General features: G+C 52.6%; 15 protein-coding genes. 13 read left to right on the top strand and 2 right to left on the bottom strand.

Annotation, left to right across the window (positions count from 1 at the left end):
* The first annotated feature begins 241 nt into the window (after positions 1-241).
* The 3 genes from GC56T2_RS09760 to paaX all read left to right on the top strand — a co-directional run bounded on the left by GC56T2_RS09760 (position 242) and on the right by paaX (position 3,402).
* Positions 242-1,105 (top strand): 3-hydroxyacyl-CoA dehydrogenase, encoded by an 864-nt coding sequence (locus GC56T2_RS09760; RefSeq protein ID WP_144974836.1) that lies wholly within the window; start codon positions 242-244, stop codon positions 1,103-1,105.
* A 26-nt stretch (positions 1,106-1,131) separates the two neighbouring features.
* On the top strand, positions 1,132-2,343 hold the full coding sequence (locus tag GC56T2_RS09755; protein WP_144974834.1) for a thiolase family protein: 1,212 nt from the start codon (positions 1,132-1,134) through the stop codon (positions 2,341-2,343).
* A 201-nt stretch (positions 2,344-2,544) separates the two neighbouring features.
* Positions 2,545-3,402, top strand: a complete 858-nt coding sequence (paaX, locus tag GC56T2_RS09750) for a phenylacetic acid degradation operon negative regulatory protein PaaX (RefSeq protein WP_144974832.1) — start codon at positions 2,545-2,547, stop codon at positions 3,400-3,402.
* A gap of 53 nt (positions 3,403-3,455) precedes the next feature.
* Here the strand turns inward: paaX and GC56T2_RS09745 are convergent, their stop codons facing one another.
* The gene (locus GC56T2_RS09745; RefSeq protein ID WP_144974830.1) at positions 3,456-4,010 is read right to left on the bottom strand and encodes a gamma carbonic anhydrase family protein; all 555 of its coding nucleotides are present in this window, start codon (positions 4,008-4,010) and stop codon (positions 3,456-3,458) included.
* A 69-nt stretch (positions 4,011-4,079) separates the two neighbouring features.
* Between GC56T2_RS09745 and GC56T2_RS09740 the strand changes: the two genes are divergently transcribed.
* The 10 genes from GC56T2_RS09740 to GC56T2_RS09695 all read left to right on the top strand — a co-directional run bounded on the left by GC56T2_RS09740 (position 4,080) and on the right by GC56T2_RS09695 (position 18,455).
* Complete coding sequence (locus GC56T2_RS09740) at positions 4,080-5,030, top strand: NAD(P)H-dependent flavin oxidoreductase (protein ID WP_144974828.1); 951 nt, start codon at positions 4,080-4,082, stop codon at positions 5,028-5,030.
* Between the two features lie 398 nt (positions 5,031-5,428).
* Positions 5,429-6,565 (top strand): Glu/Leu/Phe/Val dehydrogenase dimerization domain-containing protein, encoded by a 1,137-nt coding sequence (locus GC56T2_RS09735; protein WP_370454566.1) that lies wholly within the window; start codon positions 5,429-5,431, stop codon positions 6,563-6,565.
* A 125-nt stretch (positions 6,566-6,690) separates the two neighbouring features.
* Positions 6,691-7,761 (top strand): pyruvate dehydrogenase (acetyl-transferring) E1 component subunit alpha, encoded by a 1,071-nt coding sequence (gene pdhA / locus GC56T2_RS09730; RefSeq protein WP_144974826.1) that lies wholly within the window; start codon positions 6,691-6,693, stop codon positions 7,759-7,761.
* Positions 7,762-7,766: 5 nt separating this feature from the next.
* Positions 7,767-8,753, top strand: coding sequence for an alpha-ketoacid dehydrogenase subunit beta (locus GC56T2_RS09725; RefSeq protein ID WP_144977215.1), 987 nt, complete (start codon positions 7,767-7,769; stop codon positions 8,751-8,753).
* Positions 8,754-9,640: 887 nt separating this feature from the next.
* Positions 9,641-12,118 carry a S8 family serine peptidase gene (locus tag GC56T2_RS09720; RefSeq protein WP_255516065.1) on the top strand — a complete coding sequence of 826 codons (2,478 nt, stop codon included), beginning with the start codon at positions 9,641-9,643 and terminating at the stop codon, positions 12,116-12,118.
* A 382-nt stretch (positions 12,119-12,500) separates the two neighbouring features.
* Positions 12,501-13,991 carry a peptide MFS transporter gene (locus GC56T2_RS09715; RefSeq protein WP_144974824.1) on the top strand — a complete coding sequence of 497 codons (1,491 nt, stop codon included), beginning with the start codon at positions 12,501-12,503 and terminating at the stop codon, positions 13,989-13,991.
* Positions 13,992-14,273: 282 nt separating this feature from the next.
* Complete coding sequence (locus tag GC56T2_RS09710; RefSeq protein WP_144974822.1) at positions 14,274-15,374, top strand: ABC transporter ATP-binding protein; 1,101 nt, start codon at positions 14,274-14,276, stop codon at positions 15,372-15,374.
* On the top strand, positions 15,371-16,312 hold the full coding sequence (locus tag GC56T2_RS09705) for a carbohydrate ABC transporter permease (protein WP_144974820.1): 942 nt from the start codon (positions 15,371-15,373) through the stop codon (positions 16,310-16,312). Before GC56T2_RS09710 ends, GC56T2_RS09705 begins: the two co-directional genes overlap by 4 nt.
* A complete protein-coding gene (locus GC56T2_RS09700; RefSeq protein WP_144974818.1) occupies positions 16,309-17,121 on the top strand; it encodes a carbohydrate ABC transporter permease in 813 nt (270 codons plus the stop codon). Before GC56T2_RS09705 ends, GC56T2_RS09700 begins: the two co-directional genes overlap by 4 nt.
* A gap of 17 nt (positions 17,122-17,138) precedes the next feature.
* Entirely contained in the window at positions 17,139-18,455 is a 1,317-nt protein-coding gene (locus GC56T2_RS09695) for an ABC transporter substrate-binding protein (RefSeq protein ID WP_144974816.1), read from the top strand.
* Positions 18,456-18,757: 302 nt separating this feature from the next.
* Here the strand turns inward: GC56T2_RS09695 and GC56T2_RS09690 are convergent, their stop codons facing one another.
* Complete coding sequence (locus GC56T2_RS09690) at positions 18,758-19,159, bottom strand: hypothetical protein (RefSeq protein ID WP_081917020.1); 402 nt, start codon at positions 19,157-19,159, stop codon at positions 18,758-18,760.
* Between the last annotated feature and the right edge of the window lie 477 nt (positions 19,160-19,636).

Genomic DNA, 19,636 nt, shown 5'->3' with positions numbered 1-19,636 from the left:
GCAGTTTGTCGCCCTTGCAGGCAAAGGCCGGTTAGGGAGGGCGATGGAGAGACACGTCCGCCCGATTGATGCGTTTCCATTTTTGGTGGCGGGCGGCCATGGGGCAGATCTATCTGGCTATCGAGCACCCCGTCGCTCGTGATGGGGTGCCCATTCATTTGACGGCGTCCGCTGCTTGGCGAACGGCACACCGGCTTGAGGCATCCGCCATGATATGCGAGAGCAGGAGAGGGGGAAGACGATGATCGAACGCCTTGTTGTCGTCGGCAGCGGCGTGATGGGGAGAGGCATTGCCTATGTCGGCGCTGTCGGCGGATTCCAGACGATCGTAGTGGACATTCAGCAAGAACAGTTGAAGAGCGCCCAGAAAGAGATTGCTTCGCTGTTCGAACAAGCCGTTGCCCGCGGGAAATTGACCGACAGCGAGCGGCAAGAAGCCGAGGCGCGCCTGTCGTATTCACTTGATTTGGCGTCCGCTGTGCGCGATGCCGATTTGGTGATCGAGGCGGTGCCGGAAAAGCTTGAACGGAAAAAACAAGTGTTCGAGACGATGGACGCCCATGCGCCGGCGTCGTGCTATTTTGCGACGAATACGTCCACCATGAGTCCGACCGAAATCGGTTCGTTTACGAAGCGGCCGGAGCGGGTGATCGCCATGCACTTTTTCAATCCGGTCCATAAAATGAAGCTGGTGGAAATCATTCGTGGCCTTGAGACGAGCGACGAGACGGTGCAAGTGGCGAAAGAAGTGGCCGAGCGAATGGGGAAAGAGACCGTTGTCGTCAATGAATTTCCGGGATTCGTCACCAGCCGGATCAGCGCCCTTGTCGGCAATGAAGCGTTTTACATGCTGCAAGAAGGGGTCGGGACGCCGGAAGAGATCGACAAGGCGATCAAGCTCGGCCTCAATTTCCCGATGGGGCCGTTTGAGCTCGCAGATTTAGTTGGGCTTGATACGCGACTGAACAACTTAAACTATTTGCACGAAAAACTCGGAGAAAAATACCGCCCGGCGCCGCTTTTGGAGCAATACGTCAAAGCGGGGCGGCTCGGCCGCAAAACCGGCCGCGGCGTCTATGACTATACGAATCGGGAAGACAGCTAATCCGCGAGAAAAGGAAGGGAGAAAACATGGGCAGAGAAGTCGTGATTGTCGATGCCGTGCGCACCCCGATCGGCCGCTATAAAGGGGCGTTGAAAGACGTGCGGCCGGACGATTTAGCCGCCGTCGTCATTCGGGCGCTCATGGAACGCAACCCGAACGTGCCGCCGGAGCAAATCGATGATGTCGTATTTGGAAACGCGAACCAGGCGGGGGAAGACAATCGCAACGTCGCCCGCATGGCGGCGCTGTTGGCCGGGCTGCCGATGGAGGTGGCGGGGGTGACGGTCAATCGGCTGTGCGGTTCGGGGCTTGATGCGGTCAATTATGCGGCGCGGGCGATTTTGGCCAATGAGGCGGACATTGTGATCGCGGGCGGCGTGGAAAGCATGACGCGCGCTCCGTTTGTGATGGCCAAACCGTCAAGCGATTTTCCGCGCGGCAATATAGAGATGTACGACACGACGATCGGCTGGCGCTTTATCAACCCGAAGATGCACGAGATGTACGGCACCGACAGCATGCCGCAAACGGCGGAACATGTGGCGAAGCGATTCGGCATTGCGCGCGAGGCGCAAGATGAGTTTGCTTACGAAAGCCAAATGAAAGCGAAACAAGCGCTCGAAACGAATCGGTTTGCCGATGAACTCGTGCCGGTCGTTTACCACGACCAAAAAGGCAACCGGATCGTTGTTGACAAGGATGAACACCCGCGCCCGGATACGACGTTGGAGAAGCTGGCCAAGCTGCCGCCGCTGTTTGAAAACGGCACCGTAACGGCTGGCAATTCCTCGGGCATTAATGACGGGGCGGCGGCGCTGTTGTTGATGAGTGCCGATAAAGCGAAAGCGCTCGGTTTAAAGCCGTTAGCCAAATACGTAACGTCCGCTGTCGCCGGCGTGGAACCGGCGGTGATGGGAATCGGCCCGATTTTTGCGACGCGCAAAGCGCTGCGGCGCGCCGGGCTGTCCATCGATGACATTGGGCTTGTCGAGCTGAACGAAGCGTTTGCCTCGCAAGCCCTAGCATGCATCCAGCAGCTTGAGCTTGATCGGGCGAAAGTGAACGTCAACGGGGGGGCAATTGCGCTTGGCCATCCGCTTGGCGCGAGCGGCGCCCGCATTTTGACGACATTGATTTACGAAATGCGAAAACGCGGCGTCACCTATGGCTTGGCGACGATGTGCATCGGCGTCGGCCAAGGAATCGCGACGATAGTGAAAAACGCCGACGAACGGTGAAACTTTTTCGCTTGCTGGGGTTGTGATGGAAGTGGGGGCGGCCGGTTTTGCGGCCTCCCCCTCGCTTGTCACTCCCAGCGCTCTATCCCGCTAAGAAGAGCTGCCGGTTTTTATGCCGCCAATTGGGTTGTCCGTCTTGCCAGCGTCATCAAAGTCTGTTACGATTATGTTTCGAAAACAAGATCAAGGGAGCCTTTTTCCATGAACACACGCTCGATGATTTTCACGATTTACGGCGACTACATCCGCCATTATGGCGGCGAAATTTGGATCGGCAGCTTGATCCGCCTTCTTCGCGAGTTCGGCCATAACGACCAAGCGGTGCGGGCAGCGGTGTCGCGCATGAGCAAACAAGGCTGGATCCGCGCCGAAAAGCGCGGCAACAAAAGCTACTATTCGCTCACGGAGCGCGGCGTCAAGCGGATGGAAGAAGCGGCGCGGCGCATTTACAAAACGCGTCCCGAGCATTGGGACGGGAAATGGCGCATTCTCATCTATACGATTCCTGAGGATAAGCGGCATTTGCGCGATGAACTGCGAAAGGAGCTTGTTTGGAGCGGATTCGGCACGATTTCCAACAGTTGCTGGATTTCACCGAATAATTTAGAGCAACAAGTGTACGACTTGATCGACAAGTATGACATCCGCCCGTATGTTGACTTCTTTCTTGCCGAATACGATGGACCGCATACGAATAAGCAACTTGTGGAAAAGTGCTGGAACTTAGAAGAGATTAACCAAAAATATGAACAGTTTATCGCGGTCTACAGTCAAAAATACGTCATTGACAAACATAAAATTGAGCGCGGCGAAATGTCGGACGCGGAATGTTTTGTCGAGCGGACGAAGCTCGTCCATGAATATCGAAAGTTTTTGTTCATCGACCCGGGGCTGCCTGAGGAATTGTTGCCGAATGAGTGGATGGGAAGCCATGCGGCCGCCTTGTTCAACGATTATTACCAACAACTCGCAGCACCAGCCAGCCGTTTTTTTGAAGCGGTGTTTCAAGAAGGAGCGGAGCTTGGCAAAAAGGAAGAGGAAGCATGTTCGCTTGAATGAACACGGATGCACGGCGGAAGTTCCGTCGTGCATCCGGTGGACAAGCGGCAGACTCAAAGCGCCTCGCCGCTCGGTGAAGGGCTGTGTTGTTTCATGCCGGCCAACTCGTTTCGATACTCTTTTCCTTTTTGGACGTATGTAGCTACCGACAGCTCAATGAGCGCCAAATCGCGGTCCGTCAATTCGCGCACCACTTTCCCAGGCGAGCCGATGACCAGTGAACGGGGCGGAATTTTTTTGCCGGATGGAATGAGGGTATGGGCGCCAATGATGCACTCCTCGCCGATTTCCGCCCCATCTAAAATCGTGGAGCCCATGCCGATGATCGAGCGGCGGCGGATCGTGCAACCGTGCAGCACCACGTTATGTCCTACCGTCACTTCATCTTCCACCACAAGCGGAGAGCCTTCGTACAAATGGCACGTCGTATTGTCTTGAATGCTCGTGCGCGCCCCTATCGTGATCGGTCCTTCATCGCCGCGAAGCACGGCATTGAACCAAACCGTCGACTCCGCGCCGATGGTGACGTCGCCAATCACGCGGGCTCCCGGTGCGATGAAGGCGGTTTCATGAATGCGCGGTTTTTTGCCTTTATACGGATAAATCATTCCCATCCCCCCAAGCATTGTGATATAGTTATAGTAAGTATAACACATTTTTCACGGAGTGGGAACGAAATGAATGATGTTTGCCGTTTGCTTGGCCTTCGTTATCCGATCATTCAAGGGGGGATGGGCAACATTAGCAACGCCGAGCTGGCGAGCGCCGTATCGGAAGCGGGAGGGCTTGGAACGATCGGGGCAGGAACGATGCCGCCCGCTGAGGTGGAGGCGCTGATTATCGAAACGAAGCGGCGCACGAGCCGGCCGTTTGCCGTGAACATCCCGCTGCAGGTGACGCCGCACGCTGCAGAGATCGCCGAACTTGTCATCCGCCATCAAGTGCCGGTCGCTTCGCTTTCCGCCGGCAATCCGGCGCCATGGATTCCGCGTTTTGCCGAACATGGCATCAAGGTGATCGTCGTTGTTGCCTCGGTCCAGCAGGCGAAAAAAGCGGAAGCGGCAGGCGCCGATTTAATCGTCGCTGAAGGATATGAGGCGGCCGGAATCAATTCGCCGCTCGAGCTGACGACGATGACGCTCATCCCGCAAGTCGCCAGCGCTGTCCGCGTTCCGGTCATTGCCGCCGGCGGCATCGGCGATGGGCGCGGGCTGCTTGCCGCGCTGGCTCTCGGCGCGCAAGGGGTGCAGCTCGGCACAAGGCTGGTGGCCACGAAGGAAGCGCCGTTTCATGAAGCGTATAAACGGCGGCTCGTCGAGGCAAAGGAAAATGAAACGGTGATTGTCGGTCGCTCGGTCGGGCGCATTCGCCGCGTCATGCGCACGCCATATGCGGAGAAGCTGCTCGCGTATGAACAGCAAGGCATGCCGCTCGAGCAGTTTCAAGAATATACATCGGAGGAGCGCCATCGCCGCGGCGCGCTTTCCGGCGATTTCAGCGAAGGATTCATCAATGCGGGGCAAATTGCTGGGCTCATCGATGACGTGCCAACGGTGGCCGAGCTGTTTGAGCAAATGATGACGGAAGCGAAAAGGCAGTGGCAATCATTATCTACGCTATTTCGCTGATCGAACGAAGACGCCTGTCAAACGGCGTCTTTTTTTGATGAAAGAAAATGACAGAAAAACGGGTTGACGGTGAGGAGCATCATTGATACTATGTAAATAGTATAACGTTATTTTTTCGTAATAAAAATTTTTATTATATTAATTTGTAAACGCTTTCAAGCAGTGAAGTGAAGGAGGAAGACAGCCGACCGCCCGCTTTCTTTCGCTTGCCGCCGCGGGGACGAAGCGTCCAAAGGAGCCCGAACGGGTGAGGGAGCGTAAAGCGGGGAAGAGAACAGCAGACAGGTGCACGTCAAGCCAAGGGGTGGAACGGCACTCAGATGACGCGGCAGGAGACGAAAATTTGGGGCATGCAGACGCGGATCGAGGACATTGACGGAGGGAGAGGCACGATGGCGATGATCGTGACGGCTCAAACGAAAGAAACGTTTGATTTATTTGCCTATATGCGCGAGCATGAACAAGTGGTGTTTTGCCATGATGAAGGAACCGGGCTCAAGGCTATTATTGCCATCCATAGCACGGCGCTGGGACCAGCGCTTGGCGGCTGTCGGATGTATCCGTACGCGACGACGGAGGAAGCGCTCATCGACGCGCTGCGGCTGTCGAAGGGGATGACGTACAAATGCCTAGCTGCCGATGTCGATTTTGGCGGCGGCAAGGCCGTCATTATCGGCGACCCGCGCAAAGACAAATCACCCGAGCTGTTTCGTGCCTTCGGGCAGTTTGTCGAGTCGTTAGGCGGTCGATTTTACACCGGCACCGATATGGGGACGACGCCGGAGGATTTCGTTCATGCATTGAAAGAAACCAATTGCATCGTCGGCGTGCCGGAAGCCTATGGCGGCAGCGGCGATTCATCGATTCCGACCGCCGAGGGCGTTGTTTACGGCATTCAGGCGACCAACGATGTGGTGTTCGGCAGCAAGCACTTGCATGGCAAAACGTATGCAGTGCAAGGACTCGGAAAAGTCGGAAAAAAAGTGGCGCTTCGTTTGCTTGAAGAAGGGGCGGATCTGTATGTGTGCGATTTGAACGAAGCGGCAGTGGAAGAGGTCGTAGCGTACGGCAAGCAAATCGGGGCGTCCGTCAAACCGGTAAACGGAACGGATATTTATCGCGCCGAAGCCGATGTGTTTGTCCCGTGTGCATTTGGCGGCGTCATCAACGATGAAACGATCACCGAGCTGCGGGTGAAAGCGGTCGTTGGCTCGGCAAACAATCAGCTGGCTGACAAACGCCACGCCCGCATGTTGAAAGAAAAAGGCATCGTGTATGCCCCTGATTATATCGTCAACGCCGGCGGGCTCATTCAAGTAGCCGATGAACTGTATGGAGCGAACAAAGAGCGGGTGCTTTCGAAAACGAAAGCAATTTATGAAACGCTGCTCGCCATTTACGAGCGGGCTGAAGCGGCCGGAGTGACGACGGTAGAGGCGGCTGACCGCTTTTGTGAAGAACGGCTCCAACAGCGGCGCCGGCGCAACGATTTTTTCGCCCATCAACAGCGCCCGAAATGGGCCATTCGCCGCTGATGCAAAGAGCGCTCGCCGGGAAACGTAGGACACAGCACAAACAGGGGAGGTTGGGGCAAAGCCGTTTTGCTGCCGGTTGAAATCATCGGCATCCACGGGCAACACGTTTCAAGTGGGGGGATTTCATGGAAGAGCAATTTCCGTTGCGACAAATCATCAATGAACGAGGAGAGCTTGTTGATGAAAGCTGCCGTTTCCACATAACGGAGGAGCTAGCGAAAACGATGTACCGCCATCTTGTGCGGACGCGGACATTCGACCGGAAGTGCGTTCGGTTGCAGCGGCAAGGGCGAATCGGCACGTACGTTCCGTTTGAGGGGCAGGAGGCTTGCCAAGTCGGGAGCGCCTTGGCGTTGGATGAGGGCGATTGGATGTTCCCGACTTATCGCGATCATGGGGCGATGATGACGTTTGGCCGTTCGTTGGTGACGACGCTTCTGTATTGGAAAGGGCGGACGGAAGGATGCGTGCCGCCGGTGGGGAAAAAAATAGCGCCGCCCGCCGTGCCGATCGCCACACAGCTGCCACACGCCGTTGGGGCAGCTTACGCAGAACGGCGAAAAGGGACGAAAAATGCGGCTATCGTTTATTTCGGCGATGGAGCAACGTCGGAAGGGGATTTTCATGAAGGAATGAATTTGGCGAGCGTGTTTCATGCACCGGTGGTCTTTTTCAATCAAAACAATCAATTTGCCATTTCGGTGCCGATCGCTCGCCAAATGAAATCCAAAACGATCGCGCAAAAAGCGCTCGCCTATGACATCCCTGGCATCCGTCTGGATGGGAATGACGTCTTCGCGGTTTACATTTACACGAAAGAAGCGCTCGAGCGGGCGCGAGGCGGAGGGGGACCGACCTTGATTGAGGCGGTGACGTGGCGTTACGGCGCTCATACAACGTCCGACGATCCATCAAGATACCGCGATCAGACGGAAAGCGAACGGCGGCGGCAAACGACCGATCCGATTGTCCGGCTCGAACGGTGGATGAGGCGGGAAGGCTTGTGGAGCGACAGTTGGGCGAAAGCGGTTCAACAGGAAGCGGAAGAAGAAGTCGAAGCCGCGGTTGCCGAGTTTGAACGCTATCCTTCTGTGCAAATCGAGGATATGTTTGATGATGTATTTGCCAAACGAACGCCGAAACTCGAAAAACAAAAGCAAGCATACTTGGAATGGAAACGGGGGGCGGTTCGGTGACAACGATGGCAGCAACCAAAACGATGACGTTGGCGCAGGCCATCCATGATGCGCTGCGTTTGATGCTGCGTGAGAATGGTGACATCGTGCTGCTTGGCGAAGATATTGGTCGAAACGGCGGCGTGTTTCGCGTCACCGATGGGCTACAGGCGGAATTCGGCGAAGAGCGGGTGATGGATACCCCGCTTAGCGAAGCGGGCTTTACCGGTATGGCCATCGGCATGGCGATGGCCGGTTTTCGACCGGTCGTCGAGATTCAATTTTTAGGCTTCATTTACCCCGCCTACGAGCAAATCATGACGCACGCAGCGCGCATGCGCATGAGGACGCGCGGGCATTTCACCGTTCCGCTTGTTATCCGCGCCCCGTATGGCGCTGGTGTGCGCGCTCCTGAAATTCATTCGGACAGCACTGAAGCGCTGTTTACCCATATGCCGGGGGTGAAGGTCGTTTGCCCTTCTTCGCCGTACGATGCAAAAGGGCTGCTGATTGCGGCAATCGAAGATCCAGATCCGGTTTTGTTTTTGGAACCGATGCGCTGTTACCGGTCTGTGCGTGAAGAAGTGCCGGATGGCAAGTATACGGTTGCCATCGGCAAAGCGCGGAAACGGCGCGAAGGGAAAGATGTGACGGTGATCGCTTGGGGAGCAATGGTGCCAGTGGCGATGAAGGCGGCCGATCTCGCTCTCGAGCGCGGCATTTCTGTTGAAGTCATTGACTTGCGCACGCTTGATCCGCTCGATGAGGAGACGATCATCGCTTCGGTAAAAAAGACGGGGCGGACGGTTATTGTGCAAGAAGCGCCAGCCACTGGAGGGGTTGCTAGCGACATCGCGGCGTTGATTAACGAGGAAGCGTTTCTGTACCAAGAAGCGCCCGTTGCCCGGGTAACAGGTTATGATGTGCCGGTGCCGTTTTTCGCCTACGAGGACGAATACTTGCCGTCGCCCGAACGCGTGCTCGCAGCCATCGAGCGGACGGTGCGCTTTTAATCGAAGACGCTTTCGGAAGAAGCGGTTGGGCGTCGGGGTTCTCGTGAAATGACTGGCCTTGCGGGTCAATCATCAGCTAGAGGAGCGGTGATGAAAGGAACAGCTCGCCTCACCGCTAAGGGTTTCAAATGACGCAACTTTATGTTGTTTGCTTCTCATTTAACGTGATTGAGCGCTAGTTAGGAACGAGCGGCGGGGGTGCCCCAAAAGGACTGGGGACCCCTTTTCTCATCGCCATATAGAAGGCACCGGTCGCTTCCCTGCCATACGATTATGTTGTGTCTTTCTTGCGGAGGGATCGCCTTTTGGGTCAGCCCCGGCTGTTTCTTTTGAACGATGGCGGAGCGTGTGAAAGACGATCCTGATGCGACAGAGCTTTTCTATTTGAGAAACAAGGCTGATAAGCGGCCTGCTTCCTTCAATCACCAACCTTCTAGGTATAACGAGGGTGTCTGATCAGGCACCCTCGTTACGCTTTTTGGCGGTTTACCGCTTGCCCGTTTCATCACTCTCTAAAAGGCCATCTTCGGTACTCGCTGATCGCTTTCCAAGACGGTGCATCAAGCGCCTTGCTTGGGAGATTTTTCCGTAGTTTGGGGCTGTTAATTCTAATGGGGCAAAATGTATTTTGAGATTTTTTTGGGCTCTTCACCACAAAATGTACTTGACAAAAAACGTTTTTCATGATAAGAACGTCAAAAAGATTGATTACCATTTTTTGTTATTTTTGTTCAACCGGGAGGGATAATATCATGTTTGTTCCTAAAAGTCAAGTACATCTTTCGGTGATGAACCTTTTTTTGCTTAGGTACGGTCAAATGGGCACAAATTACTTCGAATTATCGAAATAGATGAAAAATTAAATTATCCATTAAGGGGGAGAGAAAGTGAAAGCAATAAAATGTCTTGTTATGATGGTGCTCATGTTGTTCCCGATCTTGTTAGGCAAAAAGGACATTGCTTCGGCAGCGGAGTGGAAACTTGACCCCTATCTGCAGAAAAAACTAGCCGAAGGAGCCGAGAGTTTAGAAGTAATCGTGACGTTTACTGGCGATGGTGCACCGACTGCTGAACAAGTAAACTTGCTAAAAAAGATTGGTGTTGAAAAAGGAGTGACAATGCAATCATTGCCGATTGCCGGAATCGTAGCGACGAAGGAGCAAATCGCTTGGCTCGCTGAAAACCCTCAAGTGCGCTCTATTTATTTCAATCGAAAGCTCACGTATTTTAATGAAGACGAGACAGTTCTTACCGGTGTGGACAAAGTAAGAACGGATGAAGCAATGAGAAAGGACAACGGCGGTTTGCCGCTGACCGGTAAAGGCATTGGGGTTGTGGTGAATGACAGCGGGATCGATGCAACGCATAAAGACCTCGAGTGGGGGAAAAACGTCGTTCAAAATGTGCTCGGTACAGTAAACTTGAGCAGTTTATCTCCTGGCATTTTTCCTATTACCTATATCGAAAATGTGGTGAATACAGATACAAATTCAGGGCATGGCACCCATGTTGCCGGTACTGTGGGGGGAACAGGGGCCATGTCTGGTGGAAAATATGAAGGGGTGGCACCGGGGGCAAGCCTTATAGGCTACGGGTCCGGAGCAGCGTTGTTCATTCTTGATGGAATTGGTGGATTTGATTATGCGATTACCCATCAAGCCCAGTATAACATTAGGGTGATTACAAATTCTTGGGGGTCTTCGGGCGATTTTGATCCAACCGATCCAATCAACATTGCCAGTAAAAAAGCATATGATCGAGGGATTGTCGTCTTGTTTGCCGCAGGGAACGAAGGACCAGCGGAAAACACAATGAACTCATATGCGAAAGCTCCTTGGGTGATTGCCGTTGCTGCCGGTGATAAAGATGGAAAGCTGGCCGACTTTTCTTCACGAGGGACAAAAGGAGGCGGTGGAACATTTACAATCGACGGGCAAACGTGGAAATGGGAAGACCGTCCAACTGTAACCGCACCTGGGGTTGATGTGATCTCGACCCGCGCGATAGCTCCGATATCGACACTTGGAGCAGATAAAGATATTGAAATGCTTGCTCCTGCCTATTTGCCGTATTATACCGTCATGAGCGGGACGTCAATGGCAACGCCCCATACAGCGGGCATCGTGGCCTTGATGCTTGAGGCGAACCCAAAACTGTCACCAGCTGAGGTGAAAGACATATTACAAAAAACAGCGACCAATATGCCGGGCTACGAACCGTGGGAAGCGGGGGCTGGCTATGTGAACGCCTATGCAGCCGTTGATCAGGCTCTCCATCCGGACCGAACCTATGGGAGGACGGTCAATATGTACCGCTCTTTTTTCAGCCGTGTAAATGTCTCTATCGCTAAAACAGCATTTACGGTCGACTATAATCCTGTTTCACTTGCCTCGGAGCAGCCGTACTGGTTTGAAGTACAGCCTGGTCTGGCTAGCCTAGTGGCAAGCATCGATGCCAAAGGGTTATTGGAACAAACTGGGAATCCTATCAATTTAGTATTGGTCGGTCCGGATGGAGCGGAATACAGCTCCGGGGTCAATATTGTATTTCCACTGTATACGAATCGAACGGTTACCGTGACATCTCCAGCCCCTGGAAGGTGGAAAGTACTTATTCGCGGGCTGCGGGGAAGCGAACGGAATCCGACAGGTGGAATAGCGTTTCCAGAAAAAGTGAATGGGACGATTGCCATGATGAAGGTAGAGGGATATGAAGGGCTAAAAGATATTGCGGGGCATCCAGCGGCTAGCGCTATTCAGATTGGAGTGGCGGAGCGATTGTTTGACGGCTACGCTGACGGGACGTTTCAACCGGATCGTTTGCTTAAGAGAGCGGAGTTGGCGAAGTATTTAGTGATGGGGGCTGAGATTCGGCAGTCGCTTCCGCCGATGGTAACAGCAAAAGATGTTGTGACGGCGGATCAGCCGTTTGTGGAAGCTGTGTTGGCAAAAGGGGCAGCGTTTCGCGACAAAAAACAAATAGGCGATGGAGTTATGACGGTTAAAACCGATGGTCGTTTTGCTCCTAATGACAGCGTTTCACGCGCTGAGCTTGCTTATTCGCTTGTACAAAGTTTGGGGTTGCAGAAAGAAGCGGCCAACTTTCAAGGCGATCTTACGGTTTTATACAAAGGGGAGAGGATAAAAATAGAGGACGCTGAAAAAATTCCCGATCGTCTAAAAGGGTACGTCCAGCTGGCGTTGGATTTGAACATTTTAAATGCTAAGTTCTCTGTTTCCCAAGGTCCCTATGATTTGCAGCCGACTGTTCATGCCTACTTCTCCCCAAACGAAGCCGTTGCGCGCGGCGATTTCGCGGTGGCGATGACGAGATATTTTCACGCCTTTTTTGCCTTAAACAATTAAGACAGATTTTTGTTTGCTTCGGGCAAACAAATGGATTGTTACCTTTTCCAGAAAGAAAGTGCGGACCGAAAAGGGTTGCCTGTCTACAGGTGCAACATATAGCGTAATAAAGATGTCCAATGCGTATATAACGGTGAAAGAGGTGTCCTAATTCTTCGGGACACCTTCCTCTTTTTTGTAACAAACGGTCGGTAAGCTATCAGTTTCTAAATGATAAATATCAATTATCTGTTTTTTAGCAAAAATAATATTATTAAAATGAAATAGGTATAAATACGAACAATCTCAAACCATATACCGATCTTTTTTGAGGAATCAAAAGTTTTTTGACAATATAAATAGAATAAATTATTATAGTAAAAGAATTAAAGGAGGGTTTGTTATGTCATCGATCAATAAGCAAGAAATCGCTGCCAGCGTTCCCCAGCGCGGCTTTTTCGGCCATCCGAAGGGGCTGTTTACGCTCTTTTTTACCGAGTTTTGGGAGCGCTTTTCGTACTATGGCATGCGCGCCATTTTAGTGTATTACATGTATTATGAAGTGTCGAAAGGCGGATTGGGCCTCGATGAGCATCTAGCGCTCGCGATCATGTCGATTTACGGGGCGCTTGTGTACATGTCGGGAATCATTGGCGGCTGGCTTGCCGACCGGGTGTTTGGAACTTCACGGGCAGTCTTTTATGGCGGCCTTCTCATTATGGCTGGCCATATCGCGTTGGCCGTTCCGGGCGGGGCGGCGGCGCTGTTTGTGTCGATGGCGCTCATCGTTCTTGGCACCGGGTTGTTAAAGCCGAACGTCTCGAGCATTGTCGGCGATATGTACAAGCCTGGCGATGACCGCCGCGATGCCGGATTTAGCATTTTTTACATGGGGATTAATCTGGGCGCCTTTTTGGCTCCGATTATTGTTGGAACGGCCGGGATGAAGTACAACTTCCACCTTGGCTTCGGACTTGCGGCTGTCGGGATGTTTCTCGGGCTTGTCGTGTTTGTGACGACAAGAAAGAAAAACCTCGGTTTGGCGGGGACGTACGTGCCCAACCCGCTGACGCCGGAAGAAAAGAAAAAAACGGCGGCGGTCGCCGGGGGCGCAGCGGTCGTCATCGCTGTGCTGCTCGCAATCTTGATTCCAAACGGCTTGTTTACGGTGGAAACGTTTATTTCCCTTGTCGGCATCTTAGGAATCATCATCCCGATCATTTATTTTGTCGTGATGTACCGCAGCCCGAAAACGACGGCCGAAGAGCGGTCGCGCGTCATCGCTTACATTCCGCTGTTTGTCGCTTCGGCGATGTTTTGGGCGATTCAAGAACAAGGGTCGACCATTTTGGCGAACTATGCGGATAAACGGACACAGTTGGATGTCGCTGGCATTCATCTCTCGCCAGCTTGGTTTCAGTCGCTCAACCCGTTGTTCATTATCATCTTGGCGCCGGTGTTCGCTTGGATGTGGGTAAAGCTCGGCAAACGGCAGCCGACGATCCCGCAAAAATTCGCTCTTGGTCTGTTGTTTGCGGGCCTGTCGTTTATCGTCATCCTCGTGCCGGGGTATTTGAGCGGTGGTGAGCTCGTCCATCCGATTTGGCTTGTGTTGAGCTATTTCATCGTTGTGCTCGGCGAGCTTTGCTTGTCGCCGGTCGGTCTGTCGGCGACGACGAAACTCGCCCCGGCGGCGTTTTCGGCGCAGACGATGAGCCTTTGGTTTTTGTCAAACGCGGCGGCGCAAGCGATCAACGCCCAGCTCGTTCGCTTTTACACGCCAGAGAATGAAACGGCGTACTTTGGCACGATCGGCGGGGCGGCGCTCGTTTTAAGCTTGATCTTATTCGCCCTTGCGCCAAGCATCCAGCGGTTGATGAGAGGGGTCCGATAATTGGGCGGATGGTTGCCGCTGTTTAGGAAGACAATCGTATTTAAAGACAAGACGCTCTGCGTTGGCAGGGCGTCTTTTTTATCGCCCTCAACATAGGTTCGTACGGTGACAGCTTAATGAACCGTGTGCCGGAGAACGAGAGGAGCAAGAGTCTTGCACTTTGAAGTGGTAACGTGGGGAATTTCATTACGAAATATTTACATAAATCAAAATATACGTTCAGACTGTATTTACAAAAATGGATTACGATGGAATAGAAAACGGGAAAAGAGGGGGAAGGGAATGGCGTTTCTTGAGCTTATTGATGTGACGAAATCGTATGATGGCAAAAAGCAGGTTGTGGAGAATGTGAGTGTGGCGATTGAATCAGGGGAGTTTTTTGTGCTTGTCGGCCCATCGGGATGCGGTAAAAGCACGCTGTTGCGGCTTATTGCCGGCCTTGAATCGCTGACGTCCGGTTACATATTGATCGACGGGCAGGTAGCGAACGATTGGCCGCCTCATGCGCGCCGATTGTCGATGGTTTTTCAAAACTATGCGTTATATCCGCATTTGACGGTCGAGCAAAACATGCGCATCGTTTTGCAGGCGCAAAAGGTGCCGAAAGAAGAGCAAAGGCGCCGTTGCCTAGAAGCGGCGGAAATGCTCGGGCTGACGGATGTATTGGGACGAAAACCGCGGGAACTGTCGGGAGGACAGCGCCAGCGCGTCGCTTTAGGGCGAGCGATTGTAGCGAGAACGCCGCTTTGCCTAATGGACGAACCGCTCTCCAATTTGGATGCGAAACTGCGAGCGACCATGCGCGTTGAGCTCCGCCGTTTGCAGCGGCAGCTCGGCATGACGGTGATTTACGTCACCCATGACCAAACCGAGGCCATGACGATGGCGGATCGGGTCATGATTTTGCGGGCTGGGCATCCGCAGCAAGTTGGCGCCCCGCTTGACATATACAATCATCCGGCCAATACGTTCGTGGCTTCGTTTGTTGGAACGCCGCCTATGAACTTGGCAGAGGCGCACGTGCTTGAACATTCGCTTCTTTTGCAAAACGAGCGCCCCGTTCGCTTGATGCGCCGCCCTTTGCCGAAGACAGAACGGGTGACGATCGGCCTTCGTCCGGAGCATATTCATCGGGCGGCGCTCGGGGACGGGCATGTAACGGCTAGCATCGTCCATGTAGAGCGGCTTGGCAGCGAAACGCTTGTAACGTTTGAATTGACGAAACAAATTCATTGGACGGCGCGTTGGAGCGGACAAGCAAATGTGGCTGTCGGCGAAGTGGCGTCATTTTCGTTTGATGAACATGCCCTCCACTTTTTCGATGGCCACAGCAAGCGGATCGGGCCGCCGACGAGAAGAGAAGAGGAGGCATTTGAGCGATGAATGACCGGGTTTCATCCCCCATGCCATCAGCATGGCCCGTTCCAACCCAGCCGATGGTGCGGCGGACGGCGATGAAGGCATGGATGGAAGGGATGGTCTATCTTTTGCCTTCCTTGCTGTTGTTTGGCGTCTTTCTGTTCTATCCGTTGGCAAGAACGTTGTACTTAAGCATGTTTTCTACGAATTACCAAGGAGCTCCCATCCGTTTTGTAGGTTGGGCGCATTTTGCCGCTCTGTTTCAAGATGAATCGTTTTGGCACAGTGTAAAGACGACGTTTTTCTTTGCCTTCCTTACCGTTCCGACAACAGTCGCCATTGCTTTCTGCCTAGCGCTGCTCGTCCATGAAAAGCGGAAAGGAATCGGGATCTTTCGAACATTGTTCGCTTCGACGATGGGAATGAGCGTGGCCGTAGCTTCTATTATTTGGATGTTTATGTACAACCCAGCCATCGGGATCATGAACCGCTTGTTGTCTGCGCTTGGCTTTCCCGCTGTTTCGTGGCTGCTTGATCCCGATACGGCGTTGTATGCGGTGGCGGTCGCAACGGTATGGATGAATATTGGTTTCACCTTTTTGTTGTTGTTGGCCGGCCTGCAAAACATCGATCCGTCCTTGTACGAAAGCGCGCGCATCGCTGGACTCAGCTATTGGCGCCAATTATGGACGGTGAGCGTGCCGCTGCTATCGCCGACTTTGTTTTTTGTCACGACCGTCTCGCTCATCCAAGCGCTGCAAACGTTCGGACAAATCGACTTCTTAACGAAAGGCGGGCCGGTGGATGCCACCAATGTGTTCGTGTATGCCATTTACCGGGAGGCGTTCGTCAACTATCAGTTCGGTTTCGCCAGCGCACAGGCGATCGTACTGTTTGTCATCATCGCCGCGATTACGTTTTTGCAGTTTCGGTTTGCCGAGAGGAAGGTGCATTATCAATGAAAACGGTCCGGCTTGTTGCTTATTATGGGGGGCTATGCATATGTTCAGCGCTTCTTTTATTTCCGATGGTCTATGCTCTGTTGATGAGCTTTATGGATAAAGCCGATATCTTTGCTGGGCGCCTGTGGCCTGAGCGGTGGGAGTGGACCAACTATCAAGCGGCGTTCGAACAGGCGCCGCTCGGGTCGTATTTGCTCAACAGTTTGTTTGTCGCTTCCGTGATCACGATCGGTCGCCTGATCGTTTCGAGCTTGGCTGCTTTCGCTTTTGTGTTTCTCCGCTTTCCCGGCCGCGATGCATGGTTTTACATTTGCATTGCAACGATGCTCGTTCCGTGGGAGGCGACGGTCATTCCGAATTTTTTAACGGTCCAGCAGTTCGGTTGGACGAACCATTATTTCGGATTAACGATTCCCTTTTGGGCGATGGCGTTTGGCATCTTTTTATTGCGGCAACAGTTTCGCCAGATTCCTTACGAGCTGTATGAGGCGGCTCGTCTGTCCGGCATCGGGAATTTCCGCTTTTTTTGTCGCATTGCGTTGCCGCTTTCCAAAACCGGCTTGGTGACACTGGCGGTTTATAGTTTTTTGGATGCTTGGAACATGTACTTATGGCCGCTGCTTGTCACGAGCGATGATCGCGTCCGCACTGTGCAGATCGGGCTGAAGCAGCTGCAGACGCAAGAAATGGCGAACAGTTGGGGCGTCGTCATGGCAGCGGCCGTTGTGGCGATGCTGCCAACATTGGTACTGTTGTTTGTCGGCCAGAAGCAGTTGCGTAAAGGATTGATGCAAGGGGCCATCCAATAACAGGGGAGGAGAACAACGTGAGAAACGTTTTGCTTGGATTACTACTCGCTTTCGTATCGATCATCGCTGGATGTTCAAGTGTGGATTCCAAGGGGGAGACCGCCAATCGAAAAACGGAAGTGGTGTTTTGGCACTCGATGAGCGGGGATTTGCAGCCGGTGTTAGAGGAAATTGTCAACGATTTTAATCAAACTCATTCAGACATTGAGGTCAAACCTGTGTTTCAAGGTACATATGAAGAAGCATTGACGAAATGGAACGCGGTGGCCGGAACGAAAGAAGCGCCGACGATCATGCAGACGTTTGAAGTCGGGACGAAGCATATGATCGACAGCGGGCAAATCGTTCCGGTGCAAACATGGATCGACAAGGACCAGTACGACGTTTCGCAATGGGAGAAAAACATTGTTCGTTATTATACGGTCAACGGGCGAATTTACTCCATGCCGTTCAACTCATCGACGCCGGTGCTAATTTACAATAAGGATGCGTTCCGAAAAGCGGGGCTCGATCCCGAAAAACCACCGCTCACTTACAGTGAACTGAAAGAAGCGGCGAAAAAGCTGACAAAGAAAAGCGGAAAGGAAACAAAACAATATGGATTCTCGATGTTGAACTACGGCTGGTTTTTTGAAGAGATGATCGCCGTGCAAGGCGGATTGTATGTCAACCATGACAACGGCAGAAGCGCGGATGCCACCGAAGCGGTGTTTCATGGACAGGAAGGGAGACGGGTGTTTGAGCTGATCCGCGATATGTATCGGGACGGCACGTTTTATAACGCCGGGCAAAATTGGGACGATATGCGCGCGGCGTTTCAAGCAGGAAAAATAGCCATGTATTTGGATTCATCGGCCGGCCTCAAGTCGCTAATCGACAACTCACCGTTTTCGGTCGGGGTTTCGTATTTGCCCGTTCCGGACGGGATTGAGCGCCAAGGGGTGGTCATCGGCGGCGCTTCTCTTTGGATGATGAAAGGAAGCAGCGAGAAGGAGCAGAAAGCGGCTTGGGAGTTCATGAAATATGTAACCAGTCCTTCTGTTCAAGCCAAGTGGCACGTGCGCACAGGGTATTTTGCTATCAATCCCGCCGCCTACGATGAACCGCTCGTTAAAGAAGAGTGGAAAAAGTACCCGCAATTGAAAGTGGCTGTTGACCAGCTCCATGAAACGAAGCCGACGGCGGCGACTCAAGGGGCGCTCATAACGGTATTTCCGGAATCGCGCCAACACGTGGTAAAGGCGATGGAGCAACTATATGAAGGGGTAGATCCGCAAGAGGCGCTCGATCAGGCGGCCAAGGAGACGAATCGGGTATTGCAAAAAACAAATTGATCGAATGGTCATATGAAGATGCAAACAAAGCCACACAACATTTACCCGTGTGGCTTTGTTTATCGTCCGAATTCGTTCTTTTGCTGGCCAAAGGCTGGATGGACTGTCGAAACAACCATCGCAGCCCAAGCGATGGACCGAGCCCGGAGAGGATATGATAGCTCGCATCGTAAAGTTGGCAGCCAAACAAAAGGCGAAAGGAAGATGTTCGCTTAGACTATTGTGCTCCTGAAACGCCTTGACGGAATTGACGAACGAGCCGCGGAAGATGTTCACTTAGACTATTGTGCTCACCATGCCTGCTAGTTTGCCGCCTTCAGCAAGTGGATTTCCTCTTCCACCCGCGCGATGCGGCCAAGTTGATAATCAAGACGCTGATGAATGAGGGAGATGTCTTCTTTGGTCGCCATGTTTCCGCGAATGTCGACGACTTCGCCGCGAAGGTTGGCAATTTCATGGCGCATGCCGTCTTGAATGCTTCGCTGCTCGAGTTGATTGTCGCGGATGGCTTTGATCATCTCCGTATTTTCTTTTGTTTGCTCTTTTAGCCAGCGCAGTTCTTCTTCTTGTTTGTCCATCCGTTGTTCAAGCCGATCCATGCGCCGTTCGAGCTTGTCTACCTTTTGTTTCACGAGCTGGATTTCCTGTTTCATGGCATCCATGTCTTTTTTCATGGTATCCATGTCTTTTTTCATGGCATCCATATCTTTCTTCATGATGTCCATGTCTTTTTTCATGATGTCCATGTCTTTTTTCAGCGTATCGACATCTTTTTGAAGGGCGGCGATGTTTTGCACGACTGTTTGCAAATTTTGTTTGACTCCGGTCATGTCGTGAACGAGATGCTGCACGAGTTCTGTCAATTGACGCAACAGTTGTTCCTCCATCAGGAAAGGCAACCTCCTTGATCCGATTTGGTGAGTGAAAGGGCATTTCCGACAGTGCGGTGGAAGGGATGTTTGAGGTGTGAGAGTGAGGAAGGAAATGCCTGTGAGGCCATTATATCACGAAACATGGAAGCCATCACGCAAAAAATTTGCTAGTCAGAAAGGAAAGGACGGGAAAAGTGTCGAAGGATATACAAAACGACAGGGAAAAAGATAGGAGAAGGGATATGGACGTACAGAGAAAAAACATCCAGAGAAAAAGAAAAGGTTTAGCGCTTCTCTTCGTTTCAGCGC

The sequence above is a fragment of the Geobacillus sp. C56-T2 genome (genome assembly GCF_007829715.1).
Classification (GTDB): domain Bacteria; phylum Bacillota; class Bacilli; order Bacillales; family Anoxybacillaceae; genus Geobacillus; species Geobacillus icigianus.
The sequence above is the reverse complement of the archived record's forward strand: the minus strand, read 5'-3'. Positions and strand labels throughout refer to the sequence as shown.

Excerpts from the sequence above, each read along its gene's own strand:
- GC56T2_RS09760 (WP_144974836.1), top strand. The coding sequence starts at position 242 with ATGATCGAACGCCTTGTTGTCGTCGGCAGCGGCGTGATGGGGAGAGGC.
- GC56T2_RS09755 (WP_144974834.1), top strand. The coding sequence starts at position 1,132 with ATGGGCAGAGAAGTCGTGATTGTCGATGCCGTGCGCACCCCGATCGGC.
- paaX (WP_144974832.1), top strand. The coding sequence starts at position 2,545 with ATGAACACACGCTCGATGATTTTCACGATTTACGGCGACTACATCCGC.
- GC56T2_RS09745 (WP_144974830.1), bottom strand. The coding sequence starts at position 4,010 with ATGATTTATCCGTATAAAGGCAAAAAACCGCGCATTCATGAAACCGCC.
- GC56T2_RS09740 (WP_144974828.1), top strand. The coding sequence starts at position 4,080 with ATGAATGATGTTTGCCGTTTGCTTGGCCTTCGTTATCCGATCATTCAA.
- GC56T2_RS09735 (WP_370454566.1), top strand. The coding sequence starts at position 5,429 with ATGATCGTGACGGCTCAAACGAAAGAAACGTTTGATTTATTTGCCTAT.
- pdhA (WP_144974826.1), top strand. The coding sequence starts at position 6,691 with ATGGAAGAGCAATTTCCGTTGCGACAAATCATCAATGAACGAGGAGAG.
- GC56T2_RS09725 (WP_144977215.1), top strand. The coding sequence starts at position 7,767 with ATGGCAGCAACCAAAACGATGACGTTGGCGCAGGCCATCCATGATGCG.
- GC56T2_RS09715 (WP_144974824.1), top strand. The coding sequence starts at position 12,501 with ATGTCATCGATCAATAAGCAAGAAATCGCTGCCAGCGTTCCCCAGCGC.
- GC56T2_RS09710 (WP_144974822.1), top strand. The coding sequence starts at position 14,274 with ATGGCGTTTCTTGAGCTTATTGATGTGACGAAATCGTATGATGGCAAA.
- GC56T2_RS09705 (WP_144974820.1), top strand. The coding sequence starts at position 15,371 with ATGAATGACCGGGTTTCATCCCCCATGCCATCAGCATGGCCCGTTCCA.
- GC56T2_RS09700 (WP_144974818.1), top strand. The coding sequence starts at position 16,309 with ATGAAAACGGTCCGGCTTGTTGCTTATTATGGGGGGCTATGCATATGT.
- GC56T2_RS09690 (WP_081917020.1), bottom strand. The coding sequence starts at position 19,159 with ATGGATGCCATGAAAAAAGACATGGATACCATGAAAAAAGACATGGAT.